10 protein-coding genes are annotated in these 12,394 nt (G+C 59.2%); all 10 read left to right on the plus strand.

Features of this window, described 5'->3' with window-relative positions:
* Nucleotides 1–134 precede the first annotated feature (134 nt).
* The 10 genes from BXP70_RS18690 to BXP70_RS18735 all read left to right on the plus strand — a co-directional run bounded on the left by BXP70_RS18690 (nucleotide 135) and on the right by BXP70_RS18735 (nucleotide 12,333).
* Complete coding sequence (locus BXP70_RS18690) at nucleotides 135–488, plus strand: DUF7674 family protein (protein WP_143436575.1); 354 nt, start codon at nucleotides 135–137, stop codon at nucleotides 486–488.
* Between the two features lie 440 nt (nucleotides 489–928).
* The gene (kdpF, locus tag BXP70_RS31070; RefSeq protein ID WP_143436583.1) at nucleotides 929–1,006 is read left to right on the plus strand and encodes a K(+)-transporting ATPase subunit F; all 78 of its coding nucleotides are present in this window, start codon (nucleotides 929–931) and stop codon (nucleotides 1,004–1,006) included.
* Nucleotides 1,007–1,043: 37 nt separating this feature from the next.
* Nucleotides 1,044–2,744, plus strand: a complete 1,701-nt coding sequence (gene kdpA / locus BXP70_RS18700; protein WP_086595641.1) for a potassium-transporting ATPase subunit KdpA — start codon at nucleotides 1,044–1,046, stop codon at nucleotides 2,742–2,744.
* 186 nt (nucleotides 2,745–2,930) lie between these two features.
* A complete protein-coding gene (kdpB, locus tag BXP70_RS18705; RefSeq protein ID WP_086595642.1) occupies nucleotides 2,931–4,976 on the plus strand; it encodes a potassium-transporting ATPase subunit KdpB in 2,046 nt (681 codons plus the stop codon).
* 214 nt (nucleotides 4,977–5,190) lie between these two features.
* Nucleotides 5,191–5,757 carry a potassium-transporting ATPase subunit KdpC gene (kdpC, locus tag BXP70_RS18710; protein WP_086595643.1) on the plus strand — a complete coding sequence of 189 codons (567 nt, stop codon included), beginning with the start codon at nucleotides 5,191–5,193 and terminating at the stop codon, nucleotides 5,755–5,757.
* Nucleotides 5,758–5,764: 7 nt separating this feature from the next.
* Nucleotides 5,765–6,877, plus strand: a complete 1,113-nt coding sequence (locus BXP70_RS18715) for a porin (protein WP_086595644.1) — start codon at nucleotides 5,765–5,767, stop codon at nucleotides 6,875–6,877.
* Between the two features lie 108 nt (nucleotides 6,878–6,985).
* Complete coding sequence (locus BXP70_RS18720; RefSeq protein WP_086595645.1) at nucleotides 6,986–7,870, plus strand: HAMP domain-containing protein; 885 nt, start codon at nucleotides 6,986–6,988, stop codon at nucleotides 7,868–7,870.
* A 171-nt stretch (nucleotides 7,871–8,041) separates the two neighbouring features.
* Nucleotides 8,042–9,202, plus strand: a complete 1,161-nt coding sequence (locus tag BXP70_RS18725) for a histidine kinase (protein WP_086595646.1) — start codon at nucleotides 8,042–8,044, stop codon at nucleotides 9,200–9,202.
* A gap of 237 nt (nucleotides 9,203–9,439) precedes the next feature.
* Nucleotides 9,440–11,299: an ATP-binding protein gene (locus BXP70_RS18730; RefSeq protein ID WP_086595647.1), complete on the plus strand. Its 1,860-nt coding sequence runs from the start codon at nucleotides 9,440–9,442 to the stop codon at nucleotides 11,297–11,299.
* Nucleotides 11,300–11,430: 131 nt separating this feature from the next.
* Entirely contained in the window at nucleotides 11,431–12,333 is a 903-nt protein-coding gene (locus tag BXP70_RS18735) for a helix-turn-helix domain-containing protein (protein WP_086595648.1), read from the plus strand.
* The last annotated feature ends 61 nt before the right edge of the window (nucleotides 12,334–12,394 follow it).

Consider the following 12,394-nt stretch of genomic DNA (forward strand, 5'->3'; position numbering starts at 1 on the left):
TTTTTGCTTCCCCTACCATTGCTTCCATGAAATATACCCTTGGTTTTTTGCTGCTGCTCTGGCTAGCTATTGAGCTGATTATCTGATTAGTTCTGCCCGCGCCTTTCGCTTCCGCCTTGTCAATGCTTACGATTATGCTTACCCCCAACGAAACCATCCAACTGCTCATTTCCAACTTTCCCGATCTGGCGCTGAAGCTTCAGCCCGTTCCGCGCTGCGGCGGCTTTTACCGCCCGCTGGGTCAGTTTGCACTCTATACCCACCAGGCCATTCTGGCCAACCAGCTCACCCGCTTGCGCCAGTGCTTTGCCGTGGCCGAGGAGCTCTTGCGCCGCGGCAATGCCTACCTCGCCGCGGCCATGGAAACCATTTACCTCCCCGACCTGCACCTCGACGACACGCCCGAAGGCGTGGCCCTAGCCCGCCAACTTATGCCCACCCGCCTCTTCCAAGCCTATGAACACCAGCGTGCCGACATCCTAGCCTAAGCCTGTTTCACTGCCACTAACCGCCAAACGCGGCTTCTCAGGTTGAGAAGCCGCGTTTGACTTTTCGGCCCTTTGTGCTCCGTGTGGCTTCCTACTCTAGCAACGCCACAGGCGGCCCTAGGTAGCGCGCGGCCCTAGCATTCTGGTAAAGCGACCCTAGCGAAACGCTAGTACCCCCTGGTTTTTCGGTCAGCGCAAAGTCGATTTTCAGCAATACAACGCACTGTATATCAATGATAAATAGAATAACCGAGCAGAACAATGCCGGTTGGGCTGACTTTCGCAAGCTACCTGGCATATCCAATCATTCACTACACCACTTTGCCCCATGGCGCCCGCTCTCATGATTCCGTTGCTCACTGCCGCTGGCCTCGCTGGCTTCTGGCTCTTCTATAAATCCGTGGAATACTTCGACCACATCTAACGCCCGTTGCGCCATGATGATTGCCCTTTTTCTGTTGTCGCTGGCCGTGTTTGGCTACCTGATCTACGTGCTGCTGAAGCCCGAGCGCTTCTAGTCGCCTTCTGCCTTTTCCCTTCTACTTCTCTCGTGTTATGAATCAAGATTTGCTAGGTGTCCTCGTCATGTTTGGCCTCGCGCTGGGGCTGGCGCTGCCGCTCGGACGCTTTTTGGCGAACGTATTCCGCGGCGACAAAAATGCGCTGGACTTCCTCGCGCCCGTCGAGCGCGGCATTTTCCGCCTTTCGGGCATCGACGCCAACCGCGAAATGACGTGGCAGCAGCACCTAGTGGCGCTGCTCACCATCAACCTTGTATGGTTTGTGCTGGCCATGGCCGTGCTCTGCACCCAAGGCGTGCTGCCCCTCAACCCCGACCACAACCCCAGCATGTCACCGGACCTAGCCTTCAACACGGCTATTTCCTTTCTGGTGAACTGCAACTTGCAGCACTACTCCGGCGAGTCGGGCCTGTCGTATCTGTCGCAGATTGTGGTGATTACCTTCTTGCAGTTTGTGTCGGCCGCCACCGGTATTGCCGCCGCGGTGGTCATCTTCAACGCCCTACAAGCTCGCACCACCGACAAGCTCGGCAACTTCTACAACTACTTTCTCAAGAGCCTGACGCGCTTGCTGTTGCCTTTGTCGCTGGTCATTGCGCTCATCCTAGCCTTCAACGGCACGCCCATGACCATGGCTGGCAAGCAAGAGCTTGTTACGCTGCAAGGCGACTCAGTGGCCGTGAGCCGCGGCCCGGTGGCCGCCATGGTGGCTATCAAGGAGCTGGGTACCAACGGCGGCGGCTTCTACGGTGCCAACTCGGCGCACCCGCTCGAAAACCCCAACTTCGTCACCAACGTGGTCGAGAACGTGGCCCTGACGCTGATTCCGCTGGCCATGATCTTCGCCCTGGGCTTCTACCTCAAGCGTAAGCGCCTGGCCTGGATGATCTTTGGGGTGATGACCGTAGGCTTCGTGGCCCTGCTCGCCCCCACCATCTACTACGAAATGCACGGCAACCCCGCCATTTCCCAGATGGGCATCAACCAGAGTCTAGGGGCGCTGGAGGGCAAGGAAATGCGGTTTGGGGCGGCGGCTTCAGCCTACTGGTCCATCACCAACACCGTGATTTCCTGCGGCTCCATCAACTCCATGCACGACTCGTTTATGCCGCTGTCGGGCCTGTGTCAGATGCTAGGCATGATGACCAACGCCTTCTACGGGGGCTGCGGCGTGGGTCTGCTCAACTTCTTCGCCTATCTGATTATCGCCGTGTTCATTGCGGGCCTGATGGTGGGCCGCACGCCGGAGTTCCTGGGCAAAAAGATTGAAGCCCGCGAGATGAAAATTGCCGTTATCGTGACGCTGCTGCACCCGCTGCTCATCCTGGCTGGCACCGCCATGACGGCTCACCTCTACGCCGGCAACCCCACCGAATACGCGGGCTGGCTCGCCAACCCCGGCTACCACGGCTTCTCGGAAATGCTCTACGAGTTCACCTCCGCCTCCGCCAACAACGGTTCCGGCTTCGAGGGCCTCGGCGACAACACGCCGTGGTGGAACATCTCGACGGGCGTGGTGCTGCTGCTCTCGCGCTTCCTGCCCATCATCGGCCCGGTCGCCATTGCCGGCCTGCTCGCCCGCAAGAAAGTCGTGCCCGAATCGGCCGGCACGCTCCCCGCCGACACAGCCACCTTCGGCGTGATGGTGCTGGCGGTTATCGTCATCATCGCCGCCCTGGCCTTCTTCCCAGCCCTGGCCCTAGGCCCTATTGCTGAGCATTTTAGCCTGTATTAGGCGCCACACGGGCGCCTCACTCCCTAGCCCCCTCTCCGAAAAGGAGAAGGGGAACTAGCCTAGCTTTTTAGCCTTAGTAACTCATTGCCATATCCTACTAGAACTAGCATTCTAGAAAACTAGAGCTAGTTTCCCCTCTTCGGAGAGGGGGCTAGGGGGTGAGGCGCCTGTCAGAACGACAATCTCATGTCTCCCAAATCCCAATCCCTATTTCAGCCCCAGCTCGTGAAGGAAGCGCTCAAGCAATCCTTCGTGAAGCTCGACCCGCGGCTGATGTACCGCAACCCGGTGATGTTCACCGTGGAGCTCGGCACGGTGGTCATGCTCTTCGTGACCCTAGGTCTGCTGGTGAACCCCGACCCGGCGCAGGGCTCGTTTGCCTACAACTTCGTGGTCTTCCTGGTGCTGCTGCTCACCTTGCTATTTGCCAACTTCGCCGAGGCCATTGCCGAAGCTCGCGGCAAGGCCCAAGCCGAAAGCCTGCGCAAAACCCGCGAGGAAACACCTGCCCGCGTCATCGACGAAAAAGGCAACATTTCGTCGGTTAGCTCCTCCCAGCTCCAGAAAGGCCAGATGTTCGTGGTGGAAGCCGGCGAAATCATCCCCACCGACGGCGAAATCATTGAGGGCCTAGCCACCATCGACGAATCGGCCATTACGGGCGAATCGGCGCCGGTAATTCGCGAAGCTGGCGGCGATAAATCCAGCGTCACGGGTGGTACCAAGGTGTTATCCGACCGCATCAAGGTAGTCGTGACTACGGCGCCCGGCGAGTCGTTTCTCGATAAAATGATTGCCCTCGTGGAAGGCGCCGCCCGGCAGAAAACGCCGAACGAAATTGCCCTCACCATCTTGCTGGCGGGCTTCACGCTGGTGTTCGTGATTGTGTGCGTTACGCTGCAACCCTTCGCCGTGTACTCCAAAACGCCGATTGCCATTGCCTCGTTTATTGCGCTGTTTGTGTGCTTGATTCCGACCACCATTGGCGGCCTGCTCTCGGCCATCGGCATTGCGGGCATGGACCGCGCGCTGCGGGCCAACGTCATCACCAAGTCGGGTAAAGCCGTGGAAACGGCCGGCGACATCGACGTGCTGCTGCTCGACAAAACCGGCACCATCACCATCGGCAACCGCAAAGCCACCCACTTCTGGCCCGCCCCCGGCGTCGACGAACGCCAGCTTATCGAGCTAGCCACCACCGCCTCCCTCAGCGACGAAACGCCCGAGGGCAAGAGCATCGTAGAGCTAGCCCGCGAGCAAAACGTAGACCCGCAACAGCTGCAAGCCCACTTGCAAGGCGCTGAACTGATCAAGTTTACCGCCGAAACCCGCTCTTCCGGCGTGACGCTTGCCAACGGTACCCGCATCCGCAAAGGTGCTTCCGACGCCATCCGTCAGCTCGCCAACAAGGCCAACCAGCCTTTCCCGCAGGAAGTAACACAGCGCGCCGAAGCCGTGGCTTCAAACGGTGGTACGCCGCTGGTCGTGAGCGAAAATGACCGCGTGATGGGCGTGGTGGAGCTGCAAGACATCATCAAGCCCGGCATTCAGGAGCGTTTCGAGCGGTTGCGCAAAATGGGCATCAAAACGGTGATGGTAACCGGCGACAACCCCCTAACGGCGAAGTTCATCGCTGAGAAATCGGGCGTCGACGACTTCATTGCCGAAGCCAAGCCCGAGGACAAAATGACCTACATCCGCACTGAGCAGCAAAGCGGCAAGCTCGTCGCCATGATGGGTGACGGCACCAACGACGCTCCCGCCCTCGCCCAAGCCGACGTGGGGGTGGCCATGAACTCGGGCACCCAAGCCGCCAAAGAAGCCGGCAACATGGTCGACCTCGACAACGACCCCACCAAGCTCATCGAAGTGGTGGAAATCGGCAAGCAGCTGCTCATGACCCGCGGCACGCTCACCACGTTCAGCATCGCCAACGACGTGGCCAAGTATTTCGCCATCGTGCCGGCCTTGTTCATGGTCGCCATTCCGAGCCTAGGTGCGTTGAACATCATGCACTTAGAGTCGCCCCAGTCGGCCATTCTGAGCGCGGTTATCTTCAACGCCATCATCATCCCGGCGCTGGTGCCGCTGGCCCTGCGCGGGGTGGCCTACAAGCCCATCGGCGCCTCGGCGCTGCTCCGCCGCAACCTGCTCGTGTACGGCCTAGGTGGCGTAATCGTGCCCTTCATCGGCATCAAGCTGATTGACTTGCTGGTGGGCGTGTTTATGTAATTGATTGAATGACAGCTGCCCTCCTCAGATGAGGAGGGGACGCGGCGCCGAAGGCGCCGCTGGGGTGGTTGACCGTCGTTGCTGATGTTGTTTACTAAAAACAGCCAAGCTAAAACGACCAAACGCAAGTCGTTCACCGAGGAATCACCCCGCCCCCCTCCTTGAAAAAAGGAGGGGAACTAGCTCTAACCCTAGCTTTTTACTTTCTCTTAAAATGAAAAATCAACTGCTTCCAGCCATCCGCCTCACCTTGGTTCTGCTGGTGGTGTGCTGCCTTATTTACCCGGCCCTGGTGTGGGCGGGGGCACAACTCGCACCGGGCCAAGGCCTAGGTGAAACGGTAAGCAAAAACGGCCGCGTGGTCGGCTACGACAACGTAGGGCAGAAATTCGACCGGCCCGAGTACTTCAGCTCCCGCCCCTCGGCGGTGGATTACAACGCCGCCGGTTCGGCTGGCTCCAACAAAGGCCCTTCCAACCCCGAGTACCTAGGTACCGTGAAGGCCCGGCTTGATACCTTTCTGCTGCAAAACCCCGGTGTAACGAAAGACCAAGTGCCCGCCGAGCTGATTACCGCGTCGGGCTCAGGGCTCGATCCGCACTTGTCGGCGCAGGGCGCTTACGTGCAGGTGGCCCGCATTGCTAAGGCCCGCAACATCGACTCCAACACCATTAAAAGCTTAATTAACAACAACCTAGAAAAAGGCGTCATCAACCCCGACCGGGTCAACGTACTGCGCCTCAACCTAGCCCTCGATAACCTAGCTTCGGCTAGCCGCTAACCGCCCCATGAAAAATTCTTTGCTGCTCGCCCTTGGTTTCACGCTGCCCGTTTTCGCCGCCGTAGCTCAGGAGCAGCCTTCCGCCGCTGATTCGATCAAAGCCCCCAGTGCCAGTCCTCTCACCTTTTACGGCTTCGTCGATGGCTACTATGGCTATGACTTCAAGCACGCCAACACCCACGACCGCCCCGGCTTCCTCTACTCCCACGACCGCCAAAACGAGTTTACCATCAACAACGGCATCGTGGGGGTGCGCTACCAGGATGAGAAGGTGCGCGGTGCTTTCGCCCTACATGCGGGTACGTACGTAGCGGCCAACTACGCCGCTGAAGATCAGGTTTTCAAGCACATCTACGAGGGCTACGCCGGTTTTCGGCCGTTCCAGAAAGCGTGGCTCGACCTAGGTATTTTCACCTCGCACATCGGCTTTGAGTCGGCCATCAGCAAGGACAACTGGACGCTGACCCGCTCGCTCATGGCCGAAAACTCGCCCTACTACGAGGCCGGCGCCCGCTTCACCTACGAAGTCGACCCCAAGCTGACCTTGACCGCGCTGGCGCTGAATGGCTGGCAGAACATTCGCGAGAACAACCAAGGCAAAGCCCTCGGTACCCAGATTCAGTGGAAACCTACCGAGAAGCTGCTCATCAACTCCAGCACCTTCTATGGCAACGAGCAGCCCTCCGACTCGCTGAAGCGCCGCCGCTACTTCCACGATTTCTACGTGAGCTACACGGCCACCGAGCGCCTGAGCCTAGCCGTGGTGTTCGACGTGGGCAAGCAGGAAAAAGCCCAGGATGGCACCAAAGCCGACACGTGGCACACCGGCGCCGCCTTTGTGCGCTACAAGCTAGCCGATAAGTGGACCGCCGCCGCCCGCGTCGAGTACTACAACGCTGATCATGGGGTGATTATCAACTCCATCATGCCCGCCGCCACCGATGCTGATGTGAAGCTCAAAGGCGGTTCGCTCAACCTCGATTATGCCCCCACCAGCAACGTCGTCTTCCGCGTGGAGGGCCGCCTGCTGGACGCGAAGAGCAACATCTTCCAGCAGAAAGACGGCCGCACCTCCGACAGTTACGGCAACCTAACGTCGAGCATTGCGCTGTCCTTCTAATGCACTCCGCTACCCTAGCCGCGCCACTTTGGCGCGGCTAGGCCCGGTTCGCTACCGGCTGCTACCTAGCTACTTGCACGCTGTTCGTTCTGTTTTCTGCTTTCACCCATGGCACGTACCCTCAAATCGAAGCTCACGCTGGGGCTGGGCTTTTTGTTCGTCATTATCCTGCTGCTGAGTGGCGTCGGCGGCTACTTCCTGTACCGGCTGTCGCGCAGCACCGAAGCTACGTTGCAGGATAACTACCGCTCGGTGGCTTACTCCCGCTTCATGGCCGACGCGCTGGCCGACATGCGCCAGGCGCGCACCACCCCTAGCCCGCAAGTTGCGGCGCCCTCTTACGCGCTGGCTCGCCAAACGTTTGAGCGTCACCTAGCTGCCGAGCAGCGCAACATCACCGAGCCCGGCGAGCGGGAGCTAGTCGATTCGCTGACGACCTCTTTCCGGCAGTACGCCGGCACGGCGGCCGAGCAAGCCCCACTGTACGCACAGGTACGTGCCCAAGTAAGCCGCGTGGCAACCATCAATCTGCAAGCCATTGAGCACCAAGCATCCAGCACCCGCCAGATTGCAAACCGCACCATCGGCACGCTCGGGCTGCTGGCGGCGGTGGGCATCCTAGCCACGTTCTCGTTTATCTTCAGCTTCCCCGATTACCTCACCCGTCCCGTGGAGGAGCTGACCGTCGGCATTCGTCGGGTAGCCGAAGGTCACTACGACCAGCCCCTGCCCGTGCGTGCCAACGACGAGTTTTCGCCCGTCGCTGTGGCCTTCAACGACCTAGCCCACCGCCTCGAAACCTACGAAACCGCCGACGGCACCCCGCGCCTCGACGCCAGCGGCCCCCTGGAGCGGGTAACCACCCACCACCGCCCTGGCACCGCACCTATGCCTTCTCTGCCCCAAGAAGGCGCGCAGCGTCAGCTAGTAGAGCAGTTGCGTCAGCAAGCCCGCCAGCTTCAACGCACCGCCGACGCGCTGCTCAAGGAGTAGAGCGTACAGAACGTAATCATCAGGTCGTCATGCTGAGCTTGCCGAAGCATCTTGCCCGCAGTAGTATTTGATTACCATTGCGGGCAAGATGCTTCGGCAAGCTCAGCATGACGGCCCAGCATAAATAATTAAGCACTCACCAATCACCACCTCACCATTTCACCATTCCCTATGCCCCCAGCCGAAGATGAACTGCGCGACCAATCTGCCGAGCGTTTTTTGCGCTTGGTGCAGCAGAAGCGCCGGGGCCGGCTGAAGGTATACCTAGGGTTGGCAGCGGGCGTGGGCAAAACGTACCGCATGCTGCTGGAAGCCCACGATCTGCACCAACATAGCGTAGATGTGGTGCTAGCTTACGTGGAAACGCACGGCCGCCCCGGCACCGTGGCGCAGCTGCGCGACTTGCCCCTGATACCGCGCAAGACGCTGTATTACAAGGGTCGGGCGCTGGAAGAGATGGACCTAGCCGCTGTGTTGCAGCGCCGCCCGCAAGTGGTGATTGTCGATGAGCTAGCCCACACCAACGTGCCCGGCTCCAAGAACGAGAAGCGCTGGCAGGACGTGGAAGACATTGTGCGGGCCGGCATTTCGGTCATTACGGCCGTGAACGTGCAGCACCTAGAAAGCCTGCACGACCAAGTGCTGAAAATCACCGGCACCGACGTGACCGAGCGCGTGCCCGACCAGGTGCTGAAGCAAGCCGACGAGGTAGTAAACGTCGACTTGACGGTGGACGAGCTGCGGGCGCGCCTGGAGGAAGGCAAGATCTACGATCCGCAGAAAGTGCCGGCCGCCCTGCGCAACTTCTTCCAGCCCGAAAACCTCTTGCAGTTGCGCGAGCTAGCCTTGCGCGAAGTAGCCAACCAGCTTGGCCGTCAGATTGATACAGGCGCGGCGGCCGTGCAGCCCCAGCGCCGCAACGCTGACCGTCTGCTGGCCTGCGTGAACACCAACGCCGAAGCCGCCAAGGAAATCATCCGCAAAACCTCGCGCCTGGCCGACCGGCTCGGCGGGGCTAGGTGGGCGGTGCTCTACGTACAAACGCCTGCCGAATCGGCCGACCGCATCGGGTTGGCCGCCCAACGGCACCTCATCAACAACCTCCAGCTCGCCACAGAGCTAGGCGGCCAGATTCTGCGGGTAAAAGGCACCGACGTGGTGGCCGAAGTACTGCGCGTAGCCGCCGAACAGCACGTGTCGCTGTTGATTTGTGGCGTCACGGGCGAGAAAAATTGGTGGAATAAGCTAGCCCGGCGCAGCGTAACGGCCGAGCTTGTTCGGCGCGTCGCCGATTGGGACCGGGACGTAGATATTTACTTGGTAACGTATTGATTATGCTATTGGTAGAACGGTCATGTCGACCAGCCGAAGATATCTCGCGCGCTGATGTTAGGATGGTAGACCCCAGGATTGGAGTTAGTATGGCACGCGAGATGTCTTCGGCTGATCGACATGACTGTTCTACCAACAGCCCGCGAAATTTCTCGCTAGGCGCGAAATGACGTCCTGCTAGTTGTTCTTGGCTCTTTCACTCCCTTATCGCCATTTATCTTTCGCCTGCTCAGCAGCATGAACTTAAAAAATAAAATTACGCTCGGCTTTTTGGCGGTTCTGGCCATGCTCATTGGGGTGAGTGCTTACGCGTTGTACTCCGTGAAGCGCTTAGAACGCTCCTCGTCGATGGTGTTGCAAGACAATTTCTACTCGGTGCAGCTCGGGCAGCAGATGTTCGCGGCGTTGGACGCGTTGGCGCCTCTTGAGCAGCAACGCTACCTAGGGGGCACCGCCCCCCCCGAGTACACGGCCTCCCTGCAAAATGGGCTGCAACGCTTCCGCCAAAGCCTAACCCGCGAAGCCGGCAACATCACGGAAGTAGGTGAGCGCCAAGTAGTAGACAGCCTCACACGCCTCTTCGCCGACTACCAGCTCTTGCTCGATCCGCAGTCGGCTAACGCGCCCACATCGGCGTTTTATCTGCAACAAATTTTGCCCCGTCACCAACTCCTGCGGGCGCAAACGGCACGCATGGTGCAGCTCAACATGCAGGCCTTGATGCGCAAGAACAAAGTCGCTCAGCAAACCGCTACGAAGGCCAACCGCTACACTGTAGCTCTGCTGACCTTCAGTGTGTTATTTACGATGCTGTTCATCTTCAGCGTGCCTGAGGCCACGGTAGCCCCGCTGCGCCAGCTCACGGCCAGCCTCGCCAATGCCGCCCGCCACGACTTCACCGCCTCCATTCCCGAAGAAGGCAACGACGAATTCACCCAAGTGGCGCGCTCCTTCAACCAGATGCTGCTGCAGCTCCGCGACTACCGCACCTCCACCCTCGCCGAGCTGATTACCGAACGAAACCGCGTGGTCAGCATCGTGAACAGCCTCGACGAGGGACTGCTGCTGATCGACCAAAACCGCCGCGTGATTGTGGCGAACCCCGTGGTGAGCAACCTGCTAGGCATTCCGTTGGAGCAGCTCGAAAACCGCGTGGCTGATGAAGTAGCGAAGGAAAATGATCTGCTGCGCGAGATGCTGAACCGCCTGGACCTGCCGCCGAACCGCCGCGAAGCCGACCCGCCCCTGCTCACCCTAGCCCAAGCCGGCGAGGAAGCCTACTACCGCCTCATCGTGCACGACGTGGTTTCCTACAACGAGGCGCTGGAGAAGAAGGCGTTTGTGGGCTCCATCCTGCTGCTGCGCAACGTGTCGGATTTTAAAAAGCTAGACCAAGCCAAGTCGAACTTCCTGGCCACCGTGTCGCACGAGTTGAAGACGCCACTGTCGAGCATCAACTTCAGCCTCATGCTGTTGCAAGATCAGCGCGTGGGTCCGATCAACGAGGCACAGCAGAAGCTACTCGCCACCCTGAACCGCGAAAACCAGCGCTTGCTGAAGCTCGTGGGCGAGCTGATCGACGTATCGCGGCTGGAGTCGGGCAACATTCAGCTCAACTTCCAGCCCAGCCGCATCCACGACATCGTGCAGTTTGGCGCCGACACCATCCAGCTTCAGCTTCAGCCCAAACAGCTCACCCTCAATATCGAAGTGCCGGAAACCCTGCCGCCGGTGCGCGCCGATATCGAAAAAACCACGTGGGTGCTGCTTAACCTACTTGCCAACGCCATCCGCTACTCGCCGGAGCAAGAAGCCATTCACATCCGCGCCGACCTAGCCCCCGACGGGCAGCAGGTGCAAGTGCGCGTGCGCGACCACGGCCCCGGCATCGCGCCGCAGTACCAGGAGAAAATCTTCCAGCGCTTCGTGCAAATTCCCGACAAAAACGGCTACAAAGGCGGCTCCGGCTTAGGGCTGAGCATCGCCCGCGAGTTTATCACGAGCCAAGGCGGGCGGCTGTGGGTAGAAAGCGAGCTAGGGTCGGGCAGCACATTCGTGTTTAGCTTGCCCGTAGTAGCGCAAGGTGAGGTAAGCTAGGGTTACATTCTGGTCCGCCACCTTATGTGTCCGATCAATTACTAGCTGCCTGCATTTCTCCAGGGGTTCAACTTGCTTTATGCGCACAAATCAATAGTAGCCAGTTGACTTGATTTGCATAACTTTGGCCGGTGAACTCACCCGAAACTATCTTTGAGTACGCTCAGCAATACGGCAGGGAATGGCCGGCGGCTGGGCAAGTCAGTGCCTACCGCATCGAAGATGTTGCGTCTCCCAGCGCCTTTCCGCATATCCGGCGTGACTTCTACAAAGTGAAGTTGCTTTGCGGCGCAGAAGGCGTACTGGCGTACGCCGATCAGCGCGTCGTGGTGCAAGATTGCGCGTTGGTTTTCGTGAACCCTCTGATTCCGTATTCCTGGCAGCGACTTAGTGGGCGCGAAACGGGCTTTGTCTGTTTGTTCACGGAGGAGTTTATTACCCCGCACTTACGCACGGCCAGTGTGGCGGGCTCGCCGCTGTTTCGGGTCGGAGGCACACCGGTGTTGTTTCCGCCTCCCGAAATAGCCCGCCTGTTGCGCGCTCTTTTTGAACAGTTACTGGCGGAGTTGCACTCCCCGTACGCGCACAAGTATGATCTGATGCGCAACTACTTACAGATCATTTTGCATGAGTCGCTCAAAATAGCGCCTGCCCCGCCCTGCTACCAGCCAGGGACGTCGGCGGCCCGCCTGAGCACTTTATTTTTGGATTTGCTAGGGCGTCAGTTCCCGCTTGCCTCGCCACAGCATACCCTAGGTTTCAAAAATGCGAATGAGTTTGCCCGGCAGTTAGCAGTTCATCCCAACCACCTAAACAAAGCGCTGAAAGCAACCACGGGCAAAACCACGACCCAGCACATTGCCGAAAAGCTGATTGACGAAGCGAAAGCCTTACTACGACACAGCAACTGGAGCGTGGCCGACATAAGCTACTGCCTAGGGTTCGAGCACGCGTCCAATTTCAACAGCTTTTTCAAGAAGCACACCGGCCAGCCGCCCAACGCCTACCGTAAGCTGCCGGTTGTGCTTTCATAAGTTTTGGCTTGATTTGCATAATTCAACCTAGCCTAGTGCCTCGATCTTTGTGCGGTTTCAT

The organism is Hymenobacter crusticola (assembly GCF_002154225.1).
GTDB classification, from domain to species: domain Bacteria; phylum Bacteroidota; class Bacteroidia; order Cytophagales; family Hymenobacteraceae; genus Hymenobacter; species Hymenobacter crusticola.